The organism is Planktothricoides raciborskii GIHE-MW2, from assembly GCF_040564635.1.
GTDB classification, from domain to species: domain Bacteria; phylum Cyanobacteriota; class Cyanobacteriia; order Cyanobacteriales; family Laspinemataceae; genus Planktothricoides; species Planktothricoides raciborskii.
Genome location: NZ_CP159837.1, coordinates 47,853 through 74,578 on the forward strand (window position 1 = coordinate 47,853; position 26,726 = coordinate 74,578).

Consider the following 26,726-nt stretch of genomic DNA (forward strand, 5'->3'; position numbering starts at 1 on the left):
AAAAATGCTAGAGAATTTTGACCACTGGCAATTTGTACCCTGTTGAGTGAGTCGGATTACTGTTGAATCAACACCAAATATTAACACTCTGACTTAGAGGCTCACGGGACGGTTCTCTGGAGCTTCAGGCAAAGAAATTACACAAGCATTCTCCGGGGCAAACATATTCCAAACCGGGATTAAGGGATCCAATTGAATGGCCGCCAATCCTTGACGAACCACTTCCATAATTTTTCGTCCATATTTTTCCTGGGCTTTATGCTGTTGAAACTCCCATCCCCGTTCGCTAGTGGCATACATCGCCGGTAAGCGATTCAAGGCGTAGGCGATCGCTTGAGCTTTAATTTTTTCAATTTCCACAAATTTCAGCAGCTTGGCTGGCAACCGATCCACTTGGCGATTAACTTCCTGAATGACCAATGGCTCTAAAGCGTTCCGGTACAAAGGAACGGGATTATAAAAAAATGACGTATTCATATTCACAAGTTCTCCAAATACTCACTCTGTAGGCTCCTAACAGGGCATCCCGGATGTCTTTCCGGTGATTTTCCTCACCACTCGACTCACTCCCACATCTGACTCCCACATCTGGCTCCCACATCTGGCTCCCACATCTGACTCCCACATCTGGCTCCCACATCTGGCTCCCACATCTGGCTCCCACATCTGGCTCCCACATCTGACTCCCACATCTGGCTCCCACATCTGGCTCCCACATCTGGCTCCCACATCTTAGAACTTTCCCCTAACTTCAGCGATCGCCATCACTTTTCCTTAAATTTTTCCTGAAATAATAGCGATCGAAAACCCTGATGGGGAATGGATCTGCGCCAATCCCATCTCAGGAATATGACTTCCTGGGACAGCAAATCATCAACGATCCCCTTGACACTTGAAAATTAATGTGGTAATCAGTTTAATTTTTCTGGCAGTAGCCAGTCAATATCGCCAGTCAATATCAAAGTCGATTAGTGGAGATCCACTGACTCAAAGCAATCAGACGATTTAATCTTAAATAATAATATTATGAACCTTTTTCTGGTAAATGCCTAGGGAAATGGTTAAATGTTAGAAATTTTAACGATTCCCTTGTAATTGGTTTGCTGATTGGTTTGCTGATTGGGCGATCGTCAGAAACCGGGTTGCGGTAATTTCTACCCAAGATAAGAAACCCGGTTTCTGTCACCCGCAGAATTACTCTAAAGAGCTTAATGCCCGATCTAAGATTTTTCGAGCTTCTTCAGCTTGGCTTCTGGCCAATAAATAACGCTGATTGGCTTGAGCAAAATTTTTCAGCACCTTAAATCCGTCTTTCAACTGGTTAATTTGTTCTTCCGTCACCGGATCATCATTAAATAAGATATCGATTTGTTGACGAATTTGCAGAGCTTCTTCCTTAGTCTGAGTCATTTTTAACTTTAAAGAAGCCAAACTATTGAGAATTTGCACCGCTTCGGTGACTGGATCGTCAATTTCTTCACCATCTAAATTGGTATTGGTATCTTTCACTTCCACAAACTGATCAGGGCCAAACCCATCAGCTAATTTCGTTTTCAACTTGCCCTCATCCATCAATTCCATTAGTTGATCCATCGCTTTATCGCGATTTTTCGGAGAATCTTTCCCGCGAACATCAATAACGATTTCTGGAGATTGGGGAATTGTGTACTTAACCATTGCTTTTTCCTGAACGTAAAACTATTAGTTAATTGAAATTATCGGCTGTATTACTTTGCTGGACGAGCGTGGTCAATCAAGCAATGAATGAGATAAATTAATTATAGAGGCTTTTCTGCTGGCAACCAAATACATCGGTAATTATCGGTGATTCTAGGTGATTCTCGGTAATTCTAGGTGATTCTCGGTAAATGATTGGCAGTTGCGATCGCTGGATTTACAGAAAAAGTGGAATAATCAATGCCATAAACCAGCCTAAAAATACCAGAATTTCAATTTTATTTAACAAAGTCTTGGTAAATTTGAACATTATTTTTGAGTCAACTTTGATTTTTGCTGTTTCAACCAATTGAGGGTATTTGCTTTCCAATCACGGGGACTGTCTTGGGGACGTACCTGCCAATTAAACATGGATAAAATCAGGGGTATTCCTCCTACTTTTGCCACCATGAGTAAATGTAATACTAAACATAGCACCATGACCAGCCAAGCGAATAAATGCAGATAATACCAAGGATGATTTAATTCGCCATTGGGCAGCCATTCTTCTTTCATGGTTCGTCCGGAAAAAGCGGCTAAGATGGCAGCTAAAAGCATTAAAGTATTGACTAAGCGATGCCAACTATACCAGCCAATCTTCTGATTGAGGTTGGTAAGATTTTTTAAAGAATCCGGTTGTAATAGGCGTTTTTCTCCTGGATGAAAACTATAAAGAGCAAATGCGGGGATAATCAGAAAAAAAGAGACAGCGATGGTGCCGTGAATGTCTTGAATGGATGATAGGTTAGGCAGGGGCAGTTTGCCCCAACGACCATCAAATGTATTGTAAACCCAAAATCCCGTGATGATTGACCCGATGATTAAGCATCCATTGATCCCGTGTAAAAGCCGGAGTAACAAAGGTTGATAAGGAAGATTTCTAAACATTAGCGGTTGATCGGTAAGCTGAGACAGTTATATTGTTTCGCTATTATAGCATTATCATAGCATGATCATAGCATTTTTTTACTTTTTTTACTTAAAGCTTCATGGAACAGGATTTTTTCGGCTGGTCAGCCAATAAGTATTGATCAAGCCTTTGCCTTTGAGAACCATTTTCCCCCGACCATGCAAAAATATACTAAGTTCTCCAGGGATAATCTAAGCAGCTTCACTCCTATTCAGGGGATTTTTTATCAATAAGATAAAATTTTTTCGTTGCTGTTTTCCTTGAAGAAATATAAAACAAGTCAATATTTGTTTATTTTTGTGCTTGAATATTTGCCAAAAATCAGCGGCTATGCTAAACTTCGCTACAGGGATAATCATTATCCCATATCGCTTTTAGATAAATCTTTTTACTAAAATAAAAATGTAAAGGTTTTTTATCTAACAATCACGCCAAATAAATGAGAAAAAAATGCATTTTAACTTAGAAGAAATTATCATCAAAATCGGATATTTAGGGATTTGGGCGGTCGTCTTTGCCGAATCGGGATTATTCATCGGATTTTGCTTGCCTGGAGATAGTTTACTGTTTACTGCTGGACTGCTCTCTTCTCAAGGGATTTTCAATATTTTTACGTTGGGTTTTGGCTGTTTTGTCTGTGCCGTATTAGGTGATAATGTTGGTTATGCAACCGGATATCGTTTTGGACGTAAACTCTTTGATAAAGAAGATGGTTGGTTTTTCAAGAAAAAACATTTGGTGAAAACCGAAAAATTTTATGGCAAACATGGGTCTAAAGCGATTATTCTCGCCCGCTTTGTCCCCATTGTCAGAACCTTTGCGCCGATTATTGCCGGGATCGCCGCGATGCGTTATCGCACTTTTATCAAATATAATTTGGTGGGGGGTTTTATTTGGGCGATCGGGATGACGATTTCAGGTTATTATTTAGGCACGAAAATCCCCGACCCTGATAAGTATATCCTGCCGATTGTTCTGGTAATTATTCTGGTTTCTTTTTTGCCGATTATCGTTCATTTTGTGCAAGCTAAACTAGAAGATGATTTAGAATAATTGCGATCGCACTGACCCCGTAGAGTCAGAGCGAATCTTGGGTATCTAATGCCCTCTCTAGCTGATGGCAATTTTTAGGCAGCAGAGGGGGCGATCGCCCCTAAAAATTTTGAGTTTAAACATTACCAAATGGTAGGGGTTGAATCGGTAATCGCTGCTGAGAAAAAAACCGCCAATAACTTGGCTTAACTTGGCTTAAATTGGCTTAAATTGGCTTAACTTGGCCGTCACCCAAGCAGATATTTTTTATCTATGAGAGACTGATGGAATTTTCCTCAAACAACTCACAACCAACCAGCCACTATCAATTTGATTAATTGGCTTTAGGGCGAACGACCAAAACCCCATAAGCATCAGGAGAAAGATATTTTTGGGTCGCTTCTAGGATATCCACTGGTTGCACCGATTGAATGTGTTGAGGATAATTTAATGCCGGGGCTAATTCGGCAATCATTGATTGATAATAGCCATATAAGTTGGCTCGATCGCTGGGGGTTTCATTGCCAAAAATAAACCGATTCGCCACTTGAGTCCGAATGCGAGTAATTTCCGCTTCGGTGACAAATTCCTGATGTAAGGTGCGAATATGTTGGGCGATCGCAGCTTCGACGATTGCTATATTTTCTGTGGGTAAATCCACGGAAATATAAAAAAGTCCTTGAACTCGGTGGTTGATATTGCTCACAGAAATACTAGAGATTAATCCCCGGTCTTCTCGTAAATCTTGAACCATGCGGGATGTCCGACCTGAGCCTAAAATAGAGGCTAGTATATCCAAGGGATAAGTTTGCTCCAAGTCCAGCAAACCGGGGACTCGCCACATCATTACCAGTCGCGCTTGTTGCAGGGCTTCATCGACAATTTCTTCCCGAATAATTTGCTCAAAATTTGCTTCTGGGGTGAGCATTTCCAGGTGGTGATACCTAGGGGAGCGATCGCTTTTTTCGCTCCACTGAGGCTTAATCTGTGTTAATCCTTCCGCAATAATTTCTATCATCTCCTCCACGGGCAAATTCCCCACCGCCACTGCGGTCAAGGACTCCGGTTGATACCATTGGGCGTGAAAATCCCGCATTTGCTGTGGGGTGAGGCTAGAAATCACCTCTACAGGACCGAGTACGGGACGGCGGTATGGTAAGTGGTTAAATGCCAGTTTCATTGCCCGGTAATAGGTGCGACGACGAGGATTATCTTGCGATCGACGAATTTCTTCAAGCACCACCAAACGCTCTTTTTCAAAAGCTTCATCGGGAATAGTCGGGTTGAGTACCACATCCATTTGTAACGGCGCGAGTTCCGCAAAATCTTTCGGCGCAGTGGTAATGTAGTAGTGAGTGTAATCTTGACTGGTGGCGGCATTGGTGACAGCACCGCGCTCTTCGATTTTACGCTCAAACTCTCCACTAACCAGTTGTTCCGTGCCTTTAAAAATCATGTGTTCCAGAAAATGCGCCATGCCATTGATTTCATTGGCTTCTATGGCTGAACCAATGGGGTTCCAGAGGTTAAGATTGACCGCTTCTACGGGCATTTGTTCGACCACAATTGTCAAACCATTGGGTAATCGATGAATGGTCGGTGAGTTAAGGCGATTGACGATAGGAGATTTGAGCAGCGTTGATATCATGGATTAAATAATCGGCGGATTGTACGTTCCTGGATCTATCTTAATCATCTTGGCCAAAAAAATCTGGCAAAAATAGAGAAAAGGAGACAATAACCCAGGTTAAGACAAAATTAATCCAGGCTTGCCTCTGGTGAGAACTACTGAGAACTGTCCCCAGGGTAAACTCCGAGCAAAAAACTTACCTGGATCGAAAATAAGGCTTTTTCGCTGTTTTCATTATGATTAGATGCTCGATTAATTTTATTTAGGTGATTTTCCAAGGATTTATTAAGTTATTATGGCTGAATTTTCCCCAGTTCCCCAATATTCTGAACGGTACGATCTCGCCGTGCAATTTGCCCTAGCCGCCCATCGCTATCAACAGCGCAAATATAGCGGCAAACCCTATATTCTCCACTTACAAGCGGTGTCTAGTTATGTATGGTTGGAGGGGGGCACCGAAGCGGAGGCGATCGCGGCTTGGTTACATGATTATGTGGAAGATGCCGCCCCAAAACAGGGGCTAACCGTTGACCAAGCTTTTGCCAAAATTACCGATAACTTTGGGTCTGAAGTGGCGGCTATTGTCCGGGGTTGTACGGAATGCGATCGCAGTCTTCCTTGGCAGGAAAGAAAGCAAGAATATATTGAGCAAGTTGCCTCTGGTTCTGATAGCATTGTCTTGGTAAGTTTGGCGGATAAATACGATAACTATACCAATGGTTATTTACGGGAAGGCTTCAGTAAGACACCTATGAAACGCAAAGCAGAATTAATTTGGTTTGGCGAATCTTTGGCAGCGATATATTCTGAACGCTTCCCAGAAAGTTTCTTAGCCCGTCAATTTCTGCGAAGTTTAGAGCAGCTTAAAGGTATTTATGAATTAACCAATAGCTAAATCACCATAGTTTGTTTCTGTCATTCCCGCGTATGCAGGAATCCATAGTAATGTAGGTTGGGTTGAAGCATGAAACCCAACATGGACATAAGTTTAAAAAAAGGCGATCGCCCTTTGGGTTAGTTGCGGTTAAAAAGATGCGATCGCTTCTATTAATCTTCTATATTGGGTCTATATTGGGTAGGGGCGAATGGCCATTCGCCCCTACATTATTATCTAATATTATCTAAATTATCTAATCTGTTTTTTATTTTTGCCAATCTTCTAAAGCCGCGATCGCAAAACTGGCGGCTGGATGACTTAACAATTGTTCTAATGCCGCAGTTCCCCCGGATTTTAAGGCGCTGAGAATTCGTTGCATTAAAGTGGGGTTATTTTCGATTGCTTCAATTGCCTTAGTTGCGATCGTCATTTTGCCCGTCGTGGTATCTGTTGGATAAGTTTTTTCCAACTGTTCTAGTAATTTTTGAATTTCGGGGGCGGCTGTCGCTAAATCTTGCTTTTGTTCCGGGGCGTATTGATTCACATCTCGGCCAACATTTTCAATGATAGTGCCTTGGTTGTCTGTGATATTTCGGTTATCTTCGTGATAGCTGTTAGTGGTGATATGACGATCGCCAGACATATTCTGATCTCCTTGGTTTTGATTATGAATATTGATCTCAGGAATTTGGTGCTTAGTTACTAAAATTTCCTTTAATAATTCAATTGTTGCTTTGTTTTCTTCAAGTCTAGCATCTTTATCTGCTAATAATTGTGATATTTGTTCCGGGGGTAATGACTGCACATATTCTAGGTTAGCAAAATAACCCTGATTCAAAGCAGCAACATCGCTTTGGGGTGAAGTTTCCGCTCGAATCAGCAACTTATCCTTATTTTTACCTTTTTTCTCCATCGAGACTACTTCGATTTCAGCCTCTGGGTTGTCGTCTTTCAATTTTTGTAGCGCAATGGCCACCAGTCGCATATCAACGGACTGGTTATGATACAAATCCAGCGTTTCCCGCATGGGGGCGATAAAGTCGATAAATTCCCCATCTTCAAAGTTTTTCTTCCTATCGTCAGGTTTGCGTCGCGAGTCGATGTCGCGGCTTTCTTCCGGTGGCAGGGCAATAAACCAGGGGCGGTCTTTGGGGGGTAAACGCATAAACACATAATCGCAGCGAATGCCCTTCAGTTTGGTGGTGGTGGTAATGTTCCACTCCTCAATATATGCACCAGTGAGAGTGGCTCCCGTGAGGTCGGCATCATCAAGCTGGGCATGAACTAATCGAGCATCCGTAAGGTCGGCATCTTGCAAGTTGGCATCGTTAAGGTTGGCTTCAATAAAGCTGGCATTTTTTAGGTTAGCGCCTTGGAGGTTAACACCCTGGAGGTTGAGACGATCGCATTTTTGATTTTCCCCGTTTGTTGTTCTCACCAGTTCTCTGGCTTGTGGTTGGCTGAGATAGGTTTCTCCTGGCCGAACTCGGTCTAATTTAATCGCATCTTTCCAGCGCGTCTGAGTTAAATTGGCTTTTCTCAAGTCGGTACTTTTGAGGGTGGCATTGATAAAATCGGCATCGGTCAGGTTTGCCCCTCGGAAACTGGTGCCGCCAATCGCCGCAAACGCCATCGCCGCCGAACGAATCCAAGCATCTCTGGGGTCTCCTTTCAGCGCCCGCCAACTTAGACAGATATTAAAAATAGTCAAGGCTCCGGCGAAGGCTCCGGCGACGGCGAAGGCGACGGCGACGGCGAAGGCGACGGCGAAGGCGACGGCGAAAGGTCCGGCTCCGGCGGCGGCTCCGGCGAGGGCTCCGGCGAAGGAGAAGGCGAAGGACAAGGCTCCGGCGACGGCGATAAATCCAAATCCCGCTAAAGTTCCTTTGCGAATCGTGATGAGGCAGAAAGTCACCCAGATCGCCAGTGATATCCAACCAGCCACAACGTATTCGCTTGAACTATCGAATATCAATGACACAAAATAGCCCAAGAATACTGACAAAAATCCAGAGAAAGCAGAAAGCAACCAAGATGCCAGTACCAAGTCCACTGCCCATCGTTTTTGGAGTCCTGCTTTCGCCCCGACAAACTTGGCTCCAGTTAAGGTCGCATTGGTGAAGTTAGCCCCTCGGATATCCGCCTCACTGAAATCTGCCCCAGAGAGGTCTTTGCCTTTGAAAGACTGACCTCGGAGGTTTTCCCCGCGAAAATCTCTCCGACCATCTGCATAGCGTCGTAATAGTTCCTTGGCTTTCATGGTGTTTTCTCAGTTTGTCGGAGGTGGAATCTCTATGGCGAATGTTGCCACTGGTATTTTAGCAACGAGAAATCAAAAATTATCCTTCGTCAGCCAAGGGATCTAAACCATTATGGTAGGGTTGACGTTTTGGTGGGGGCAGTCGTCACCTTTGACCTGTAAAAAATTTGCCATGATGGAATCTACTAATATAGTTTGGTTTCATTTATTGAGAAACTCGATTGGATGGATTACCACGCGGGAATGACGTTTTTTTACTCTGTACCTCATGGGTTTCTTGTTATAATCGCCTTCATCATATTAATCCCACCAATATCTGCCCTAGTATTCCAATCGTTAATCAGGAGAAACTCCAATGGCAAGCAACATTTCTTTAGAAGAACAGATCGCCGCAGTCAAGGCAGCAATTATTGAATTTCAGAAACAAATTGCGACCCCTGAACCAACCAATTGGCTAGAACAAATTACCGGATTTTTCAAGGATGAACCAGCCTTTGAGGAAGTCCTTGCTTATGGGCAAGCAATTCCCCAAGGGGATGAGATTGTAATGGAATCTGAAGACGAGCGATCGCCATATTTTTAAAGATTATTCAATGACTTGTAGCAAATCTTATGTCAAAAAATTACAAGGATAAATTACTACCGTGACTTGGGAAATAGAATATACTGATGAATTTCAAGGGTGGTGGTAAATTCTGCAATAAACACAGCAGGATGATATTATTGTGATTGTCCAATTACTAGAAGAAAAAGGGCCAAATTTACCTTTCCCGTATTCTTCTGGGGTGAATGGCTCAAAACATTCTCATTTAAGAGAATTACGCATTCAAAGTGGAGGCAAGCCTTTAAGAATTTTTTACGCTTTCGATCCGCGACGCACTGAAATCTTATTAATCGGAGGTGATAAAACTGGGGATAACCGATTTTATGAAAAGTATGTGCTAATCGCCGATAGGCTATACGATGAATACCTTAAAGAACTACAGCAAGAGGGATTATTATGAGCGGACATCATAAATTTAATCAATTAATCGAAAACATTTCACCAGAGAGAAAAGCGAGGATTGCCCAGAAAAACGCCCGGATTCAGCAAGAGATGGCGTTAAATGAATTACAGCAAGCCTTTTTACAAAAGCAAACAGATATTTATATAAATCATTTGCGAGAAGTTATTGCACTCATGGGCGGTGAATTAATTATTAAAGCGAAGTTTCCCGATCGCGAAGTCACCATTAATAGTTTTAGTGAATTGCTGTCTGATAAAAGTTCAGATCGGACATGAATTTAGAACAGGTGCATTCCATGTTTTTCTGAGTTGCCTGGGTTTGTAGGGGCGAAGCATGACCGCCGATATTTATGATTCAAATATAGATTTAACTGCGGTCATGCTTCGCCCTTCTATGGCCAAATATTGATGCCAATCCCAAAAATTATCCGCGCAATTAATAAATTAGCTTGAAGCATTTGCGGCCAAATACAGCGGTTATTGTCCTAATTACAGAGGTTTTATGGATTCCCGCCGGAGTTTACCCCCGCGAAGGCGTGGGGCGGGAATGACAGTTGTTTTGTAATTCATAAATATGACAATTGCTATATTGATGCCAATCCCAAAAATTATCCGCGCAATTAATAAATTAGGGCGAAGCATTTGCGGCTAAATATTGATGCCAATCCCAAAAATTATCCGCGCAAATGCTTCGCCCCTACGGATAATCTCATTTATGTTTCTGCCAAACCCACCCCCTGTTGTTGCAAATAATACGCCACTCTTTCCCGCAATTGATCCACGGTTAAATTTTTTGTCCAATATTCCACTAAACCATGACCAAATGCCCAAGCATTCCGGTCAGGAGAGGCAGGATTTTCTAATAACAATGGCCAAATTGCCAGTAATTCAAAATTGACCTGATTATTGTCGTTACTTAATAACGTAAACAAGTCATAAGCCATTTGTAATTTACCAATTACCATCGGCAACTGTTCAATGGGAATTTTTTCTGCTAATAAATAGGCTAAGGTGGGATTTCCGGTAGTTAATGTCGAAATAAATTGCAATACCGGACTTTTTAATAAAGCGGTTAGCCCTTGGGTGGTGGACATTTGAAATGTGTAGCGATCGATGATTTTGGCGGCGGCAATGGTACGAGTTTCTAAGTCTCGGAAAAACCGGGCTAACCGTAATTGTTTGACCGGCGCGATCGCCTCTATCAAACTTAAAGATAGGCTGTCAATATTCCACCCTTGCCGATCGCTTTTCGGGTCAAAACTGACCACCGGCAACACCCGATCGCAGAATTCTCCTAACATTTCCGTGCGATATTCTGTGGCTTCTCGGATCGATTTTTCCTTCGGGCGATCGCCCCAAACCCAATCATAAGGGGGTTGCCATTCGCGAATTGGACGCAGGCGATCGACCTGAGTGACAATTGCGATCGCGGGTAAATCTTGCACCTCTTTTTTAATATCCTTAAGAAAATCCACATCCATTTGCAAAGCGGGATCTAATGCCGGAGTCACCAGTAATAATAAATCCGCATTATTAGCATATTCTAATACTTGGTCACGCAAGTCGGATTTATTCACTTGTTCATAACCGGGACTATCCCAAAGAGTCAGAGTTTCTCCGGTGTCCGTTTGCCAATGGTAACTTTGAATGCGATCGGTACTCGGCAACACATCCACTGCGGCTAATTCTGCCTGAAATATGGTATTAATTAGACTACTTTTCCCCGCCCCAGTTCTGCCTACTAATAAAATATTCACCGGCTTTTGCTCCACTTTTTCCGGGGGATCTGCTGCCGCCAAAATTTCTTGTAAAGTCTGCGTTTTTGCTTTCGGCAAACTAGGAGTAGATACCGCCAAATTTTCCCCTGGAAGTTGGTTGCCTCCGTAGAGTGCGATCGCCTGCCGACACAGGTTTCGCAGGGCTGCTTCCCGCACCATAAAACTCAAGTTTGCCAATAATTGCTGATTAGCTTGTTCGCTATATTTCTTACTAGCTACTCGCGCTGCCGCTGCTGCTGGGTTCACCAACCATTGTACCCACCCCCACGCTTGCATTAATTTGCGTGCCGAAGGTTCTAATTTGCGATAAATTTCATAAGCTTGATAAGCTTGCCCCACAGTGACTTGATTCAGTACCGGGGATAATTGCTGCATCCACCGATCCATATCATCCACCGTCCCCCGAATTAAACCATAAGCTTGAGGCACATAAATATTCAGCAACGGGTATTTTACTGTTGGGTGATAAATATGGGCAACTGCTATCACCATGTCTTGACATTCTTGCCAAAAATTTTGCCAATCATCCCATATCGGGCGATCGCTTTGAGACTCTTTTAATATTTTTTGTAATGCCACTTCTGCTTTTTTGGCAGCATCATCCGCCCCTAGTTTTTGTTTAGTTTCCTCATTGATTATTTCTATTTTTTCATTCATAGAAGCGATCGCTGCTTCTACCTCGTCAATTTGCGATCGCGTCCAGCGAACTATAAGCGATCGCCACCCCACTAAAACCAGAGTGACAACCCCCCAAATCCAATTAATCCCCCATTCGCTAATTTGGGTTCCTGCTGCTACTAGGAGAAACGTAATAATGAGGGCGATCGGGAGGGCTAAAACCACCCACTGCCAAAGTTTTAAACGTACCATTGTTTAATAAACCGGGTTTGTGTAATAACTTTGCCATTATAACGAATTACGGTTTTTGATTTAGGGGCAATATTGTATGATATACTGGATACAAAAGCTACCATATCTGAAGAATACATGATCATTTCGCGTTCGGGTGGAAGATGAATAAATTGGAAAATATATCAGTAAAGGGTTTTCGCCGTCTTCACAATATTGACCTTGAGATGAGAAATCTCACCGTGATGATTGGCGCGAATGGATCCGGAAAAACTTCTTTTTTAGATGTTTTTTCCATCCTAGCTGCTTCCGCCAGTGGAAATTTACATCAACAATTACAACTAAAAGGCGGATTTCATGAAATTTTGACCAGAGGGAAAGCGCGAGAATTAGAAATTTCCCTGGCAATGAACGTACCAGACAGAGAACCTTTAAAGTATCGTTTAGCCTTATCTCCGAAAGGTTTATCCTATGAAATTAGAGAAGAAACTCTAACCCAACAGAGCGACATCTACGCCCCTGAACCTTTTAAATATATTCAATCCGATGGTTTAGACATTAAATATTTTAGTCAGGAAGATTCCCGAATCTTAAGACCAACTTGGGAACACAATCCCCTGGAAACTTCTCTTTCTCAAGTTCCAAAAATGTATCGCGAACCGGAAAATTTGCGAAAGAGTCTTGCTTCTTGTACCTATTATGGCGCACTGGATGTTTCCGAAAAAAGTCCGATTCGTTTACCTCAAGCAATGCGCCCTGCAAAATTGCCTGGTGCCAAAGGTGAAGACTTGGTTTCCTGTCTTTATGACCTGCGAGAAAGCGATCGCGATCGCTTCGAGTTTCTGGAAAATATTCTATCTGCTGCCTTTCCCGATTTTGAGCGATTAAACTTTCCTCCGGTTGCCGCTGGAACTATTTCTATGACTTGGACAGATAGAAATTTTTCTCAACCAATTTATCTCCATGAATTATCAGAAGGAACCTTACGTTTTTTGTGGTTGGCAACGCTTATACAAAGTCAAAATTTAACTACAATCACCTTAATCGATGAACCAGAGGTGAGTTTGCATCCCGACCTTTTAAGACATTTAGTCTATTTAATGAGAGAAGCGGCAAAACACACACAACTAATCGTAGCTACCCACTCCGATCGACTGATTGGATTTCTAGAACCCCACGAAGTTTTGATTTGCGATCTCGAAGAAGGAGAAGCAAAAATGAACTGGGCTGATACACTTAATTTAAGTAAATGGTTAGAAGATTACAGCCTTGACCAAGTTTGGGCAATGAATATCATGGGAGGTCGTCCATGAAAATTGCTATAAAAATTGCTATTTTGGTTGAAGGAGATACTGAAGTTGCATTTCGGGAAAAATTTCGGGATTTTCTGACAAGTCATTTAGGGCAAAATATGCCCAAGCTGAAATTTATTCCCCAGCATGGTCGTATTCCCAAGGAAGGGAAAGCGTATGGTAGAAAATCTTTTAGACAATGATGACTATGATGCTGTCATTGCCCTGACAGATGTTTACACAGGAACAAATGATTTTCAAAATGCGGCTGATGCTAAAGCTAAAATTACTAATTGGGTGGGAAACAACCCAAGATTTTATCCCCATACAGCATTACATGATTTTGAAGCATGGCTAATTCCTTACTGGGATACGATCCAAAAATTGGCCAAACATAATCTTTCTGCTCCCAGTGGTTCCCCTGAAAGGGTGAATCACAATAACCCTCCTGCTGAGAGAATTAAAGATATTTTTAGAAGGGGAAAATGTAGCAGACACTATAATAAACCCATTGATGGCAAAGCGATTTTAAAGAACAACGATTTAATGGATGCGATTCAAGCTTGTCCAGAGCTAAAAGCTTTTGTGAATCGAATTATTTTTCTGTGCGATGAAACTAAAGTAATTCCTTGAAGAAATCAATAAACCGGGTTTCTGAGATAATTGTTGGATTGTCACCAAAATCTTTCAGAACAAACCCGGTCTCTGATTGTATGAAGTACAGTCTAATTCTCAAAACGCCCGCATCCCTCCCTTCCCTGTTCCCCGTTCCCCGTTCCCAGGACGCGAAGCGAAGCGCTGTAAATTAATCCAGAAATTAATCCAGCAATTAATCCAGGAATTAATCCAAAGGCCCAAAATACTCCGAGGTAAAATTGCCGTGCAATCCGTAAGGAATATGATAATTCAAATGCAAGCGGGCTACAGGTTCTTTATGCAAATTCCGCGCATCCAAAATCACTAAATCGGAACGATGATGGGCGGCATCATAGACTAATACTAACAGCCAGCCATCATCTTCTTTACTGCTGCCAGGACGGGGGACAAATACAGGTTCACCGACAAACCCACGGGGGGCAGCACTCCAAACTTGCTGTTCTCCGGTTTTTTGGTCAAGTTTCAGAATTGCTTGAAATGGGGCATTGCCACTATGATTGTGAGTGGTGCCAATATACAGATACCGATAGGAACGTCCCACATTATTAGGATTAATTTGCGGAAATTCACAGGCGCGAGTGGTTAAGATTTGATGCTCTACTTGATGCTCTACTTGGCTAGTTTCTAAGTTGGCTTGGAAACGCCATAACTGTCCTGGAGGATATTGCTCAAAATCCACTTCCCGAAAATCAATATCCGGGTCTAAGGATGGGTAAGAGTCATAACAAATCGAGTCAATAAATAGCCGCTCGCCTTCTTCCCAAGCATTGCCATGATGGAAGACAAAACAAGGCTCGGTTTCCAGTATTTTCACTTCTCCTTGGCCATTGCGGGGAATTAAAATCACTTTGGTTTTGGCTTCCCGGTTAAATTGAATACATTCCCCTGCACTCGACCAGCCTAAGATAAATTTTAGGGGATTGAAGCTAACTGGATTTTGGAAAAAGATACAGTAATTTTCCGTAATCGCCATATCATGCAAAAAGGCAAATCCAGGCAGAGAATGAGCTTGACGGCGGAGTAATTTTCCGTTCGGATTAAATTCATAAATGGTAATCGTGGTGGATGGCCCTGCTTTGACGGAGAAATTCACCAAACAAGGGGCGCCGCCATCCATTGCACAACTGGGGTCAAACCGAGGATGGGCGGCAAAAGGTTCCCCTGGTTGTAAAATTCCCCCTAGGTCATCAATGCCCAAGGTTTCTAACGTATTTGGATCGAGGCGATGGGGTCCTTCTGCTTCCCATAAGGCTAACAGTTTGTTGCCCCAATAAATAATATTGGTGTTGGCAATATTTTTCAGTTTTAAGTCAAATAAATTCGCCAGCCAGCCCCCTGGTTTTTGGGTGCCAAATACGCCGCGATAGAGAATTTTTCCGGCGGCTTGTTCTTTGACAAATCCTTCAGTGCGAACAAAGCGATTGCTAAAATAGGCTCGCCCATTTTTAAAGGCAATTTTGACAATCATGCCATCCCCATCAAAGGGGTGGGCAATAGGCTGACCGTTGACATCACTTAATCCTGGGCCATTTCTAAATAATGTGCCGTTGAGTTCTGGGGGAATTTGTCCCTCAATATTTTCAATCCAATAGTCGGTTTCTTGGGTTTGGGATTCGTAGCCTCTTTTCCAGTCTTGGCGATTATAGGGTTTAATTTCTGTTTTGATGTTTTGGCTGGTGGTTAAACGGTCTTGAGTTTGCATGGTTGTGAGTTATGTTGTGTAAAAATAATCAAGGTGTAACGGTTTTTCCTCGTTCCCATAATTAAGCTAGGAACGAGGAGTTGGGGATTAGGTAGAGACAGGAATTTTTGCTTCGATCGCTGATTCATCGATCGCCGATTCAGAGGAATTTTCTCCAGGTTTACCGATTGGTAGATCGATACTTTGACTGTGAGTTTCTGGTAGCCAATTGATCAAAGGTAAGGGTAAAAGAGTGCTGAGGTTGGTGACGATGACTAATAACCAGAGGCGATCGAAGTTGCTTTCGGTGACGCCAAACCAATGGGTGAGTAAGGCGCCGAATTGATAAGACAACATTCCGGCTAAGTTGTTGACGGACATGAGTAAGGCAAATAAGGTGGCTTCGACTCCTGGGGGGCAAAGTCGGGCGGCGAGAATGAGTACGGGCATATAGGCAATTTGTCCCATGACCGTGAGGATTAAGCTGTCCCCCAGGCTGAACCACTGGTCATCAATGCCGATCGCCCGGTTGGCATGAGTCACCAGTAGCAAGGTGGTCAGACCGAGGGCGGTGGAAAGAATGGTAGACCAGATAAAAATTTTCCGAAAGGGAATGGTGCGGAAAAAGCGCTGAAATAACCAAATTCCCGCGAGAGAGGCAAGGCTGGTGACTAGGCGAACTCTACCCAAGAATTCTGGTTGAAATCCCAGTTCGTTGGTGGTGAAAAAGAAAAAGGCGGAGTCACTGGAAGGGGTGGCTTGCCATAGGAAGATGAAAGCAGTGGGCATCCAGATGGCTTTTTGCCCGATCGCACTTTTGAGTTGGCTGACTTGTTGCTGAATATTTTGCAGTCCAGAACCGCTGGTAACTTTTTCTTCGGCAATTAACCAAGCCACCGCTGAAACCAATAAAGGAAAAGAGGCGGTGATGAAAAATACGGTTTGGACGCTGAAGTGTTCTAACAAAGACCCGCTAAAATACGCGGTGATTAAACCGCCCAGGGCAGAAATTCCCCAGGATAATGATTGCAAAGAACCGGCATTTTGTGCGGTTTCCTGGCGCGATCGCTCGACCACCAGAGAGTCCACAATCACGTCACTAACCGCCACAGACAAGGAACTGAGTAACATTACCGCCGTCGCAGCCCAAGGGGTATGTACCACCGTAGCCAGTGTGACCCAGGCAGCGCTTCCCATCAATCCCGACAAAATGATGTAGGGTCGGCGCCGATAGCCGAATATCGGTAAGCCGTCGGACATAAACCCAAATAAGGGCTTGATCACCCAAGGTAAGGCGGCAATGCCGGTTAAGGCCGAAACCTCCGCTGGACCCAAGCCCAGTTCATCTTTGAGGAAGAAGCTGACCGCCAAACGCGCTAGACCCAGGATGCCTTGGACGAAATACACCAACAAGATGGCGATGACTTCCGGGCTGGGTTCGTTGCCAAACAAGAGTTTTTGCTTAACTGATTGTTTTACGGATTGTTTCAACTTGTCTATATAACTCGGTGCGATGAACATCGTTAATATTTCTTAACATTTTTACATAACTTATATCATATCGTAACGAACTGTATTGTGATAGGATAGTAAAAACCGTGTAATTATTGCTACATAAGCGTTTTAGCCCGTAACTTATGGCAATTTTTGCCAATAAGTACCTTCGGTGATCGCCCACTCACGAGGGGAAAAAAGCCCGTAGGCAGCGATCGCTGCCTGAATTTTTTGGGTAAATTAAAAGCTGAAATCCACTAAACGCAAGACTTTTCGCGAATTAATCCTGCCTCGGAGTTGAGCTTGCAGGGGAGGAAATGTGGCGATCGCGATAGTGCTTGACAGACCAAGTAGCTTTTGCTACATTAGTGATTAATAAGAATCAAATCTTTCAACTGCAACATTTTTATTAATAGACACACTGTAGCATCCGTTATTTGATTTTATCTTTTGTTAATACCAGTTTACTGAGAGTGAATCTAGAACTTCAATGCTTCAGTGAACCGCAGATTTACTTCTGCGGTTTTTTTATTGCTTAAACCAGAAATTAGCCCTATTTTAATATCGCCATGTCGTCCCTTCTTGTTAGGGCAAAATTTTCTCATCCGCAGGGTTCAACTAATCGAGTGGACTGTTCGGTGATGGCGAATCAAAGTCTGTAAAACTTGGCGATCGCCTGAATTAAAAAAACGCCATATTCTCTTGTGTAAAAATTGACTTTTCCATCAAATTCACCTCGATGGACATCATATAGTCGATTTTAGAATAGTCAAAAATCGACTATTTCCCCGGATAAAATTAACTAAGAGAAAAACTTATTGTGACTGAGATGACCAACTGCCAATCTGTTCGCACAGTTGTTACCGATCGGCATCAGAAGCGATCGCACAGTAGTTTCCCCTCTCCAGGGGAAGTGCCGACAATAGCGATCGGTTTAATCCAAATTGAGATGGCTGACGCGATCGCCCGCTATGCATTATGGCCTTCCCCCACAGTAATTATTTCTGATGGGGCTTATGGATTAGGTCTTTTTCCTGGAGATCCACCCACAGCCACCCATCTGGCAGACTGGTATGCCCCTCATATTGAGGCTTGGTCGCGCTATGCTTTACCAGAAACAACCTTATGGTTTTGGTGTAGCGAAATTGGCTGGGCAACAGTACATCCAATTTTGGCCAAAAACGGATGGGAATATCGTTCTGTGAATGTTTGGGATAAAGGAGTTGCCCATATTGCCGGAAATGTTAATAGTAAAACGATTCGTCGTTTTCCAATTGTCACAGAAATCTGCGTGCAATATATCCGCAATGTGACATTAGCCAATGGGGATGGTCAATGCTTACCGATGCAACAATGGCTACGTTATGAATGGCAAAGAACTGGATTACCTTTTTCTAAAACTAATGAAGCTTGTGGGGTGAAAAACGCCGCAACTCGCAAATATTTTACCAAAGATCATCTGTGGGATTTTCCCCCACCAGAAATGATGGAACGTATTGCAATTTATGCAAATGAACATGGTCAGCCAACAAAATGGCCGTATTTTTCTTTAGATGGTAATTCATTTGTCACCGCCCAAGAATGGTCACGAATGCGAGCAAAATGGAACCACATCCACGGGGTGACAAATGTTTGGTCAGTTCCCGCAGTTCGGGGAACAGAACGTCTTAAGAATACCCAAGCCAAGTGTGTCCATGCTAACCAGAAGCCACTGAGTTTAATTGAGCAAATTATTGTGGCTTCTAGCGATCCGATGGATGTAGTCTGGGAACCTTTTGGGGGTTTATGTTCTGCGGCGATCGCTTCTCAGAAAAAGAACCGTCGCTGCTATTGCTATAGTGCAGAAATTAACCCAGATTATTATGAACTGGCAAAAATGCGGATTCAACAAGAGTACGATTTACGCGCATCAGCTTTATTTCCTGAGTTTTTCTAAGCACTTTTGACCGCGATCGCATCTATCTTAATTGTGCCATCATCCCATCATCATCCCAGTATGCGGATAGCTTTAGCTTTTGAATTTTACCGTCCTGGTTAAATTCAAAAATACTAATGCCTTCCGCTTGGGCAGTTTTGCCATTTTTTGCTAATACCTGTCCATTTTACTGCTGCCTGATTTGCCGCGATCGCCACATAATCTTGAGTAATTGTCATCTGGGCAAAAAAGTTAGACAATAACCCGAAAAACTTCTCATAAGTTTCATGCACTGGGTTTCCAGGTTTACCCACTGGATCTTAAGTAATGGCATCTGCGGCTTTTCTAACCAAGCTGGGGGATTGGGGGATTCATGGCTGCTAAGTTGGTAAAATAAGAAGCGATCGCGGCGGCAATGGCGGTTTTAGACATTATGATTAACCTCTATTTATCTAACTCTAGATTCTCACAAAAATAAAAAAAATTAAAAATAATTAAACTAATTAAAAGCAATATATTGTTAGATATATTTCAGATATTTTTATGAAAAATTTTTTTTATATGCAATAATCTGTATAGTCATAGACGAAATGCGATAGATAATTTATGCTTAAATATTTTTATTTTGACCGTATTTTCTGGTCTAAGCTAGATTTTACCTAGAGGTAGACCTATCCTACTCGTCAGGCTAAAATTACCTTCTAAACTGCTTTTATGGTAAAAATTAACCACAGAGGTCAGAGAGAGAAAAATCCTTATCATAATCACAAATACGCAATAACTAACTAAAACTAACAACCAATACCAATGCTCCAACAAATTAAAGACTTAGCCAAAAAACTCGCACCAAGATTAATCGAGATTCGCCGACATTTTCACAGTCATCCAGAGTTAAGTGGCCAAGAGTATGAAACGGCGGCCTATATTGCCGGGGTGCTGTCTTCTTGCGGGTTGTCTGTGCAGGAGGGGGTGGGGAAAACCGGAGTGGTCGGAGAACTGATCGGCACTGGTGCGGACGATCGCATCCTAGCCATCAGAACCGATATGGACGCGCTGCCCATTAACGAACGCACGGGGTTAGAATATGCTTCTGTAAAACCTGGGGTGATGCACGCTTGTGGCCATGATTTGCATTCCACTTTGGGACTGGGGACGGCGATGATTTTGTCCCAACTGGAAAAACCGTTGCCAGGAACGGTGCGGTTTTTGTTTCAACCTGCCGAAGAAATTGCTCAAGGAGCAGGATGGATGGTCAAAGATGGGGCGATCGCCAATGTGAGTGGGATTTTGGGGGTTCATGTTTTCCCCAGTATTCAGGCGGGTAAAATTGGCATTCGGCATGGGGCATTAACCGCTGCTGCGGATGACTTGGAAATTGTGATTACCGGAGAGTCGGGACATGGCGCCCGTCCCCATGAGGCGATCGATGCGATTTGGATTGCCGCCCAGGTGATTACCACCCTACAACAAGCCATTAGCCGAACTCACAACCCCCTGCGTCCGGTAGTGCTGACCATTGGACAAATTGGCGGTGGACGGGCACCGAACGTGATCGCCGATCGGGTGCAGTTGCTGGGAACGGTGCGATCGCTGCATCCAGAAACCCATGCGGAACTGCCTAACTGGATTGAAAATATTGTGGCCAATGTTTGCCAAACCTACGGGGCCAAATATCAAGTCAACTACAAACGGCTAGTGCCATCAGTATTTAATGACCCAAATTTGACCCAGTTAGTACAAAGTGCCACCGAAGAAGCGTGGGGCAATTCTTGCATTGAGATATTACCAGAAGCATCTTTAGGAGCAGAAGATTTTTCCGTATATCTGCAACATACACCGGGAATGATGTTCCGCTTGGGAGTAGGTCATCCAGAGCGATCCAATCATCCCCTACATCACCCCCAATTTAATCTCGATCCTATTGATGAATCCGCGATCGTCACGGGAATTGTCACCCTAGCTTATGCCGCGTATAAATATTGGCATTGGGCGCAAAAATAATCATCCTCATAAAATTATATGAAATCGTAATATGGGATAAAAAAAAGCCGACTGCTGATAAAAAACAATCGGCTTTTTTCTTAACAATGGTGATTTTTAATTTAGACTAGAAACCGCTGAACGCTTAACAGATTAAGTCGCCCAAAGTTTCTCGGACAAACATTAAGCCTTTTTCGGCTCCATTCACCAAGAATGTGATATATTTAGAGGCTTGATTCAGCTTCTTGGCATCAATAAACAGTTCTTGAGCGGGATATTTTTCAATCACCTCCAACAAAGAAACTTGGCGATCGTCTAGAACCGATAAACCAATGGAAGAACGCAACGCCTCAATTACATTTTTCCGAGAAGGTGTATGAATCACCTGGCCAATTTCAAAAAGAAACAACTCTCCCACAATGAAGTCCATTGCTTGATTCAAAAACATAGGACTGGGAGCGGTCACTTTCTGAGTCAGTGCCGTTCTAAACATCTCTGTATCATCACTAACAAAGCCAGAGATAAATCGAATCACCTTCGAGGCTTCGCCAGTTTCAGCAAAAGTCTCTAACTCAGACATGGGGATGGTCAATTTTTGTGGTCCATAAGTCAAAGTTACTTGTTGCACCACAGTTTGAGCAACAGTCTGGGGACTTTGAATAAACACCAAAGAAGTTGTAACTAAACAGACTGCCATTCCGAGAGCAACGAATTTATAGAGTCTTTGCGGTAAATTTCTCAACTTGTTCGCCACCCTTTTAAGAAAACTAAAAGGAAACTTCATGAATAGACTCCTGATACTAAATTCAGCGAAGTTTTCACTGATTTAAAAGTCGGGAGTTTGGGTTCTCCCATATCCCGACTTTTGAGATTTCAAATGCCTGACTTATTTGAGCCAACTAAACTTATCAGCACGAGAGCCAGCGAGAATATCGGGGATTTGAGTATCAGGTTGATAGCCAAACAAGTCATCGGTACATACGATGTCGTACATATAACCTCTGACCACTTCCGCCAGGGGAATCACTGTATCGGCAATCAAACGAACTCGGTTAACCGCATCGCTCACAAGCTCTCCTTGAACGGAAATCTGGCTGGCGGGATAAAACTCAAAAAGTTCTAACAAATTGATTTGGTCATTTCCGGCAGCATTCAAGAAACCGTCGGCCAAGTTTTCTACACTGTTCATCGTGCCGTCACCAATCACGGGATCGATGCGAGAAAGGATAAATTGTCCGATAGAACTGCTGAGAAATTTTTCAACAAATTTCTTCGGCAGAGGAATTTCTTGGCCTAAAGCTTCACGGAGAATGCTAATCTCATCACCACTGAGTTTTAAGCGATTTAAGGCATCAGGAAGTGAACCTCTGCGGACGAAATTTTCGAGGTCTTGTAATGTGATAACTTCACGGACTCCTCGATAAATCAGATTGATTTCGTTAGCCGCAAGAGCGTTTTGAGTATTAAAGGAAAAAGTGGCAACGATCGCAACCACAAAAGCCAGAAACAAAGATAAACATCTTTTTCCGACTGTTTGAAAAAATTGGGTATTGGGACGAAGCTTTTGCATGAAGTCGCTCCGATATTTTATGTTCATGGGTAGACTCCTGAGAGTTTATTGCAAATTGTTTGCCAGTTTTACTTGCCAGTTTTACCGAGAGTTTATGCAAATTTTCCGTTGACCACAAAATTAGGTTAATATCTCGTGTGATACGGATTAAGGTCACTCATCTCAGTTCTGGCTCAGGTTGTCTGTGAATCCAAATAGTAGGACAATAAATTTCCTCTATCCCAGCTATACAGTTTATCTTGCTATTGTGCCACGAAACATTCTAGAGTCAACTTTTTTTCATAAAATTTCAAAAAATTTCAAAAAAAGTTGCTGGACACAGATAATTTTTTTGTGCGGTTCTAGAATAGCGTTCTAGAATCCCAATTTTCTGATGGGAAAACTCTTACACAAAATGCTGCAATTCGCCATAAATCTTTAGATAACGATAAATCAAGACGCCTAGGTCTATCTAGTTGTTCCCTGCATTAGTTTGACTACATCAAATTCAGGGGGTTAATTTTTAGGGAAGGGTTAAGGAAAGCGGCGACGCGGAGACAATACCATGAAAATATCGGATTGGGTACTGATATTTGTTGAAGAAGTGCTTAAGGTAATACTTCTAATATTTGCTAAAATGCTTGTGCCTAAATTAAGCAGCATATCGTTATTAATTTGTTGCGAATCTAAAAAATTGTTAACTAATGACAATAAAGAGCCAATATTTAGATATAAATAACCATGATTCGGACGAGGCAGTGGGCTGGTAGCGGTGGTAAAGTTAAAGGCTCGATCCAGACTTAAATATGGTTGGGGATGTAGTTCTTTTAAAGGGGTTAATCCCGTGGCGACCAGCAATGTTTGTTGATTTAACCAAGTATAGGAGAATAAGCTCTCCATTGCTTGTCTTTGGGGGTTAAAAACTTGCCATTCTGTAACCGTCTGACCATTGATAATTTCCTGTTTGAGGGTAATATTTTGCTCAGACGATCGCACCACCAATTGATCTAATCTTTGTAACGCTGTTTGGGCAGCGGCTGGATCTTTTGTTTCTAAAATTATCCCCAGGGCAAGCTGAAGTCGGGGATCAAAGGCGGGAAATAATCCTCCGGTTGAGGGAAATAAAAAGATCGCATATTCCCCATCTAACCAAGGAATCATATTTCCTTCCATATTTGTGGCCATCGAGTCACTTGTATTTCTCAGGGTTGACCAAACTTCAGCGATCGCTGGTTGATTTAATAAGCCACGAAAGAACCTTAAAAAGAGTTGGTTTAAGTTATTTCCCGATAAAGAAAAATAGGTTGCTGCGGGGATTTGACCATAAATATCATCGCCGACGGAATTCATCTCACTGGTGGCAATGGGGTTTTGATAATAAACCCGATATTGAGCCCGAAATCCTTCCGGTTGGAACCAAGCCAGAACTTCAGCACTACTATAAGTTTCTTCGAGTAATCCTAGGGTATTTTGTAAGTCTTGGATATTGGGGATTGCTACAGGAAAAGGTAAGCCGGTGGGGTCAAAGGTTTGATCCCAAAAACTTTTTGCTAATCCAGAGATTTCCCCATAACCAACAAAGAGCGATCGGTTAAAATCAGGATTTTCTAAAGTTCTTTGGAAATTGGGACTTTCCGCTAATTTCATTCCCCGATCGCGACTGTCCAACCACTGTTTAATCGCCTCTGGACTTGCCGCTGCTGCCAAATATCCAGGCACCACGGCGATCGCCAAGCCCGGAGTCACTTGTGGTGGAATCGCTTCTGGCAGGCTATTTTCCTGATTAGCCATCCAGGGGGCGATCGGCAGACTCTTGCTCCCGGTTTGCGGGGCTAAACCCTGACCAAGAATTGACTGAGACTGAGATTTGAGCAATTTTTCCCAAGACGGCCATTGAGAGAACATGGGGTGAGACAAAATGGGGCCAACTTTATTCATCTTTGGCCCTAAACTCCGAGAAAAAATCTGACCCGCAGAGTGACCCGGAGAGTTCGATTCATTCGATTCAGAAGATGCTGAGGATTCTGAGGGCAACGGCCACCTAGTTTGCTGGGCAGGAATCACTGTTTCTGGCCAGACCAAAATCTTCACCCCCTGGTATTCTTGCTCGATTGGGGGTGCCGATCGCTGCTGCTTGACTTGCTCGATAAATTGCGGCAAGGGGCTCGCATCAGTCACCGGCGCCAAGGTCAAAGTGCGATGACTGGCTGGACTGTCAGCCCGACTATCGGCGCCACTCTGGGAGGCGCTACTCTGGGAATTGGGCATCAAAACCTGAGCCGTCCAATCTCCTAACCAGGGCTTAATCTGTGTCGTAAAGTTAATTTCCGGCGGGAGATGCGGGACAAAGCCAGGAGGGGCAAAGTCTGCGGGGAGGGGTAAAAACCGACTCACATTTTCCCAGGCTTGGGGCTGGTTATTGAACAGCATCACCCCAGTAACGTTCGCGGGCAAAACTTGAGTCACCGACGGCGGGACTGGCACTGCCCCTGGTGCCTCAGTGGGTTGGGCTTGGGCGATCGCATATCCCGATTGTATTCCTAAAATACAAACCAATGGCATTGCTACACGATTGATCACCCGATGACTCTCCCTTGTAATTCAAATTGTCAGACTAGCATATTTGTCAGACTAGCATCCGTTTTCCGGTTTCGCAATCAATTCCTGAAAACCCAGGCTCTTATGTAATCATTTCTTAATATAAACGGTGATTTTCTGCGAGAATCGTCCCCTGGAAGCCATATGTTAATTTAAAGGATTCATTAACCGACCGATAAATAAAATACTGTCCGATTCATTATCTTGAATTAAAAAAATAAATGGATGGTCAGCACGAAAAGTGGTTGTCGGAGCCGTGCTCCGACTAGCGGCAATCACCCCTGATGCACCTCCTGCTTCTGTCCCCACTTCATTAACATTTAGGAAAGCTTTGTGAACAACTGTAGACAAATAAAGGTCGCCAGGGTTGCCATTCATCCCAGCAAAATTCGCTGCTTCTGGGTTAAAAGCAGTTGCCATTCCCATTTGGAAAAGAGTTTGTTTCAGATCAAATTCAGCAGTCATTTTGAACTTGGGTAGCCATAACTCTACCATGTACTCTTGATCCGCACAGTTAATAAACGGCTGTAACGTTTCTACACTGAGATTTTGTTCTAATTGCCCCAATCTTTCTAGGCTATTTGGTAACAAAATCAACATTGATAATCCATAGTCTACATAAAACAATCGTAAAACTTCTACTCCATCATAACTCCCATACCAAAAGCGATTTTTTTGATACATCATCGGCACAATAACCTGTTGACCAGATTCGGTTGTAAATAAATTTTCTTCAGTGTATTGGCTCTGAAAAGGTGACAGCCAATTGCCCTCAAAATAGATAGCATTGGTTAACACTAAGCGAGTAGAATTATTCAAGACCCCTTCCGGGATTAAATCTTTAATATTTTCTTCAGTTTTTTGAGCAATCCACTCATTAATCGTATCGCGAGCCAGGTCTGGCTGATGTTGAAAATCTACTTCAGCAAAAGGTGATCCATAATATTCTTGGGTCAAGTTCATAAAACTTGCTAAAAAACCATAATTTTGTTGCCCCCAAAGTCGATTAGCAATTTGCAGTTTATATCCGGCTGATTTGTCCAAAGCAATCAGGTTTGCCAATTGACTGAAAGCAGAATGAATCGCCGGTGATGGCAAACGAAAATGTAGCAAATCTGCCATTTCTTCGGCGGTTTGTCCGGCAGCGCCTGCGTAAGTCATGGCCAAAGCTGTAGACAAACTATAAGGGGAAAAAAATAAGTTTCCTTGGGTTTGAGATAAGTGCTGATAGAGGTCAAGAGCAAAGCGATTATTGCCATCAGCAATTGTAGTCACATCAGGATCGATCATTTTGATTTCTGAAGCAATTTCTTCACTACTGGTTACAGAAAAACTCAGAAAACTATCCCTTGAACCGGGTTGATAAGTCAAGGTGAGTAAACCAGCGACAATTGTCGCTAACCTAGTGATTAAATATTTCATAGTGCTGAATATTTGCTGAATATTTGCTGAATATTTGCTGAATATTTGCTGAATATTTGCTGAATATTTTGTTTGGGATT

At 42.9% G+C, this 26,726-nt stretch carries 24 protein-coding genes; 10 read left to right on the top strand and 14 right to left on the bottom strand.

The annotated features are described in order from the left end of the window. Positions 1-93: 93 nt before the first annotated feature. The 4 genes from ABWT76_RS00105 to ABWT76_RS00120 all read right to left on the bottom strand — a co-directional run bounded on the left by ABWT76_RS00105 (position 94) and on the right by ABWT76_RS00120 (position 2,604). Positions 94-477 (bottom strand): late competence development ComFB family protein, encoded by a 384-nt coding sequence (locus ABWT76_RS00105; protein ID WP_054467103.1) that lies wholly within the window; start codon positions 475-477, stop codon positions 94-96. Further along, on the bottom strand, positions 455-718 hold the full coding sequence (locus tag ABWT76_RS00110; RefSeq protein ID WP_354635442.1) for a hypothetical protein: 264 nt from the start codon (positions 716-718) through the stop codon (positions 455-457). Before ABWT76_RS00110 ends, ABWT76_RS00105 begins: the two co-directional genes overlap by 23 nt. A 476-nt stretch (positions 719-1,194) precedes the next feature. Next, positions 1,195-1,677 (bottom strand): hypothetical protein, encoded by a 483-nt coding sequence (locus tag ABWT76_RS00115; protein WP_054467104.1) that lies wholly within the window; start codon positions 1,675-1,677, stop codon positions 1,195-1,197. A gap of 309 nt (positions 1,678-1,986) precedes the next feature. Further along, complete coding sequence (locus tag ABWT76_RS00120; protein ID WP_156331832.1) at positions 1,987-2,604, bottom strand: cytochrome b/b6 domain-containing protein; 618 nt, start codon at positions 2,602-2,604, stop codon at positions 1,987-1,989. A gap of 472 nt (positions 2,605-3,076) precedes the next feature. Between ABWT76_RS00120 and ABWT76_RS00125 the strand changes: the two genes are divergently transcribed. Then, complete coding sequence (locus tag ABWT76_RS00125; protein WP_054467135.1) at positions 3,077-3,679, top strand: DedA family protein; 603 nt, start codon at positions 3,077-3,079, stop codon at positions 3,677-3,679. Positions 3,680-3,992: 313 nt separating this feature from the next. Here ABWT76_RS00125 and ABWT76_RS00130 read toward each other — a convergent pair whose 3' ends face one another. Next, positions 3,993-5,306, bottom strand: coding sequence for a pitrilysin family protein (locus ABWT76_RS00130; RefSeq protein WP_054467105.1), 1,314 nt, complete (start codon positions 5,304-5,306; stop codon positions 3,993-3,995). A 277-nt stretch (positions 5,307-5,583) separates the two neighbouring features. Between ABWT76_RS00130 and ABWT76_RS00135 the strand changes: the two genes are divergently transcribed. Next, positions 5,584-6,183 (top strand): HD domain-containing protein, encoded by a 600-nt coding sequence (locus ABWT76_RS00135; RefSeq protein WP_054467106.1) that lies wholly within the window; start codon positions 5,584-5,586, stop codon positions 6,181-6,183. 247 nt (positions 6,184-6,430) lie between these two features. On the opposite strand, the gene ABWT76_RS00140 is transcribed toward ABWT76_RS00135, so the two are convergent. Further along, positions 6,431-8,425, bottom strand: coding sequence for a pentapeptide repeat-containing protein (locus tag ABWT76_RS00140; protein ID WP_354635443.1), 1,995 nt, complete (start codon positions 8,423-8,425; stop codon positions 6,431-6,433). Between the two features lie 355 nt (positions 8,426-8,780). On the opposite strand from ABWT76_RS00140, the gene ABWT76_RS00145 reads away from it, so the two are divergent. The 3 genes from ABWT76_RS00145 to ABWT76_RS00155 all read left to right on the top strand — a co-directional run bounded on the left by ABWT76_RS00145 (position 8,781) and on the right by ABWT76_RS00155 (position 9,707). Next, positions 8,781-9,008 carry a hypothetical protein gene (locus tag ABWT76_RS00145; RefSeq protein WP_354635444.1) on the top strand — a complete coding sequence of 76 codons (228 nt, stop codon included), beginning with the start codon at positions 8,781-8,783 and terminating at the stop codon, positions 9,006-9,008. Between the two features lie 136 nt (positions 9,009-9,144). After that, positions 9,145-9,429, top strand: a complete 285-nt coding sequence (locus ABWT76_RS00150) for a type II toxin-antitoxin system RelE/ParE family toxin (RefSeq protein ID WP_304437844.1) — start codon at positions 9,145-9,147, stop codon at positions 9,427-9,429. Beyond that, positions 9,426-9,707, top strand: a complete 282-nt coding sequence (locus ABWT76_RS00155) for a hypothetical protein (RefSeq protein WP_054467111.1) — start codon at positions 9,426-9,428, stop codon at positions 9,705-9,707. The genes ABWT76_RS00150 and ABWT76_RS00155 overlap by 4 nt, the downstream gene beginning before the upstream one ends. 437 nt (positions 9,708-10,144) lie before the next feature. On the opposite strand, the gene ABWT76_RS00160 is transcribed toward ABWT76_RS00155, so the two are convergent. Next, the gene (locus tag ABWT76_RS00160) at positions 10,145-12,079 is read right to left on the bottom strand and encodes a GTPase family protein (RefSeq protein WP_354635445.1); all 1,935 of its coding nucleotides are present in this window, start codon (positions 12,077-12,079) and stop codon (positions 10,145-10,147) included. 143 nt (positions 12,080-12,222) lie between these two features. Here ABWT76_RS00160 and ABWT76_RS00165 point away from each other — a divergent pair, with 143 nt between their 5' ends. The 3 genes from ABWT76_RS00165 to ABWT76_RS00175 are packed head-to-tail and all read left to right on the top strand — an operon-like array spanning position 12,223 to position 13,983. Next, the gene (locus tag ABWT76_RS00165) at positions 12,223-13,371 is read left to right on the top strand and encodes an AAA family ATPase (protein ID WP_354635446.1); all 1,149 of its coding nucleotides are present in this window, start codon (positions 12,223-12,225) and stop codon (positions 13,369-13,371) included. Then, positions 13,368-13,553 (top strand): hypothetical protein, encoded by a 186-nt coding sequence (locus ABWT76_RS00170; RefSeq protein WP_354635447.1) that lies wholly within the window; start codon positions 13,368-13,370, stop codon positions 13,551-13,553. The genes ABWT76_RS00165 and ABWT76_RS00170 overlap by 4 nt, the downstream gene beginning before the upstream one ends. After that, entirely contained in the window at positions 13,528-13,983 is a 456-nt protein-coding gene (locus ABWT76_RS00175; protein WP_354635448.1) for a DUF4276 family protein, read from the top strand. The genes ABWT76_RS00170 and ABWT76_RS00175 overlap by 26 nt, the downstream gene beginning before the upstream one ends. A 208-nt stretch (positions 13,984-14,191) precedes the next feature. Here the strand turns inward: ABWT76_RS00175 and ABWT76_RS00180 are convergent, their stop codons facing one another. Together ABWT76_RS00180 and ABWT76_RS00185 are read right to left on the bottom strand one after the other, a co-directional pair. After that, positions 14,192-15,709, bottom strand: a complete 1,518-nt coding sequence (locus tag ABWT76_RS00180) for a carotenoid oxygenase family protein (RefSeq protein WP_054467116.1) — start codon at positions 15,707-15,709, stop codon at positions 14,192-14,194. Positions 15,710-15,796: 87 nt separating this feature from the next. Beyond that, positions 15,797-17,209 (bottom strand): folate/biopterin family MFS transporter, encoded by a 1,413-nt coding sequence (locus ABWT76_RS00185; RefSeq protein WP_054467117.1) that lies wholly within the window; start codon positions 17,207-17,209, stop codon positions 15,797-15,799. An 802-nt stretch (positions 17,210-18,011) separates the two neighbouring features. Between ABWT76_RS00185 and ABWT76_RS00190 the strand changes: the two genes are divergently transcribed. Continuing rightward, positions 18,012-19,118 (top strand): DNA methyltransferase, encoded by a 1,107-nt coding sequence (locus tag ABWT76_RS00190; protein ID WP_197285317.1) that lies wholly within the window; start codon positions 18,012-18,014, stop codon positions 19,116-19,118. Between the two features lie 113 nt (positions 19,119-19,231). Here the strand turns inward: ABWT76_RS00190 and ABWT76_RS00195 are convergent, their stop codons facing one another. Beyond that, on the bottom strand, positions 19,232-19,411 hold the full coding sequence (locus ABWT76_RS00195) for a hypothetical protein (RefSeq protein WP_231636825.1): 180 nt from the start codon (positions 19,409-19,411) through the stop codon (positions 19,232-19,234). Positions 19,412-19,904: 493 nt separating this feature from the next. Here ABWT76_RS00195 and ABWT76_RS00200 point away from each other — a divergent pair, with 493 nt between their 5' ends. Continuing rightward, the gene (locus ABWT76_RS00200; RefSeq protein ID WP_054467118.1) at positions 19,905-21,098 is read left to right on the top strand and encodes a M20 family metallopeptidase; all 1,194 of its coding nucleotides are present in this window, start codon (positions 19,905-19,907) and stop codon (positions 21,096-21,098) included. 124 nt (positions 21,099-21,222) lie between these two features. Here the strand turns inward: ABWT76_RS00200 and ABWT76_RS00205 are convergent, their stop codons facing one another. From ABWT76_RS00205 to ABWT76_RS00220, 4 genes are all read right to left on the bottom strand, one after another. Then, positions 21,223-21,774: an alpha/beta hydrolase gene (locus ABWT76_RS00205; protein WP_054467119.1), complete on the bottom strand. Its 552-nt coding sequence runs from the start codon at positions 21,772-21,774 to the stop codon at positions 21,223-21,225. A 189-nt stretch (positions 21,775-21,963) separates the two neighbouring features. Then, positions 21,964-22,674: an alpha/beta hydrolase gene (locus tag ABWT76_RS00210; RefSeq protein WP_082348913.1), complete on the bottom strand. Its 711-nt coding sequence runs from the start codon at positions 22,672-22,674 to the stop codon at positions 21,964-21,966. 486 nt (positions 22,675-23,160) lie between these two features. Then, on the bottom strand, positions 23,161-25,206 hold the full coding sequence (locus ABWT76_RS00215; RefSeq protein WP_190878174.1) for a DUF3352 domain-containing protein: 2,046 nt from the start codon (positions 25,204-25,206) through the stop codon (positions 23,161-23,163). Positions 25,207-25,371: 165 nt separating this feature from the next. Beyond that, entirely contained in the window at positions 25,372-26,646 is a 1,275-nt protein-coding gene (locus ABWT76_RS00220; RefSeq protein WP_072160798.1) for a serpin family protein, read from the bottom strand. Positions 26,647-26,726 lie beyond the last annotated feature (80 nt).

Excerpts from the sequence above, each read along its gene's own strand:
- ABWT76_RS00105 (WP_054467103.1), bottom strand. The coding sequence starts at position 477 with ATGAATACGTCATTTTTTTATAATCCCGTTCCTTTGTACCGGAACGCT.
- ABWT76_RS00200 (WP_054467118.1), top strand. The coding sequence starts at position 19,905 with ATGCTCCAACAAATTAAAGACTTAGCCAAAAAACTCGCACCAAGATTA.
- ABWT76_RS00130 (WP_054467105.1), bottom strand. The coding sequence starts at position 5,306 with ATGATATCAACGCTGCTCAAATCTCCTATCGTCAATCGCCTTAACTCA.
- ABWT76_RS00165 (WP_354635446.1), top strand. The coding sequence starts at position 12,223 with ATGAATAAATTGGAAAATATATCAGTAAAGGGTTTTCGCCGTCTTCAC.
- ABWT76_RS00125 (WP_054467135.1), top strand. The coding sequence starts at position 3,077 with ATGCATTTTAACTTAGAAGAAATTATCATCAAAATCGGATATTTAGGG.
- ABWT76_RS00110 (WP_354635442.1), bottom strand. The coding sequence starts at position 718 with ATGTGGGAGCCAGATGTGGGAGCCAGATGTGGGAGTCAGATGTGGGAG.
- ABWT76_RS00135 (WP_054467106.1), top strand. The coding sequence starts at position 5,584 with ATGGCTGAATTTTCCCCAGTTCCCCAATATTCTGAACGGTACGATCTC.
- ABWT76_RS00205 (WP_054467119.1), bottom strand. The coding sequence starts at position 21,774 with ATGGCAGTCTGTTTAGTTACAACTTCTTTGGTGTTTATTCAAAGTCCC.
- ABWT76_RS00190 (WP_197285317.1), top strand. The coding sequence starts at position 18,012 with ATGACCAACTGCCAATCTGTTCGCACAGTTGTTACCGATCGGCATCAG.
- ABWT76_RS00210 (WP_082348913.1), bottom strand. The coding sequence starts at position 22,674 with ATGAACATAAAATATCGGAGCGACTTCATGCAAAAGCTTCGTCCCAAT.
- ABWT76_RS00220 (WP_072160798.1), bottom strand. The coding sequence starts at position 26,646 with ATGAAATATTTAATCACTAGGTTAGCGACAATTGTCGCTGGTTTACTC.
- ABWT76_RS00140 (WP_354635443.1), bottom strand. The coding sequence starts at position 8,425 with ATGAAAGCCAAGGAACTATTACGACGCTATGCAGATGGTCGGAGAGAT.
- ABWT76_RS00120 (WP_156331832.1), bottom strand. The coding sequence starts at position 2,604 with ATGTTTAGAAATCTTCCTTATCAACCTTTGTTACTCCGGCTTTTACAC.
- ABWT76_RS00155 (WP_054467111.1), top strand. The coding sequence starts at position 9,426 with ATGAGCGGACATCATAAATTTAATCAATTAATCGAAAACATTTCACCA.
- ABWT76_RS00115 (WP_054467104.1), bottom strand. The coding sequence starts at position 1,677 with ATGGTTAAGTACACAATTCCCCAATCTCCAGAAATCGTTATTGATGTT.
- ABWT76_RS00145 (WP_354635444.1), top strand. The coding sequence starts at position 8,781 with ATGGCAAGCAACATTTCTTTAGAAGAACAGATCGCCGCAGTCAAGGCA.
- ABWT76_RS00185 (WP_054467117.1), bottom strand. The coding sequence starts at position 17,209 with ATGTTCATCGCACCGAGTTATATAGACAAGTTGAAACAATCCGTAAAA.
- ABWT76_RS00180 (WP_054467116.1), bottom strand. The coding sequence starts at position 15,709 with ATGCAAACTCAAGACCGTTTAACCACCAGCCAAAACATCAAAACAGAA.
- ABWT76_RS00160 (WP_354635445.1), bottom strand. The coding sequence starts at position 12,079 with ATGGTACGTTTAAAACTTTGGCAGTGGGTGGTTTTAGCCCTCCCGATC.
- ABWT76_RS00175 (WP_354635448.1), top strand. The coding sequence starts at position 13,528 with ATGGTAGAAAATCTTTTAGACAATGATGACTATGATGCTGTCATTGCC.
- ABWT76_RS00170 (WP_354635447.1), top strand. The coding sequence starts at position 13,368 with ATGAAAATTGCTATAAAAATTGCTATTTTGGTTGAAGGAGATACTGAA.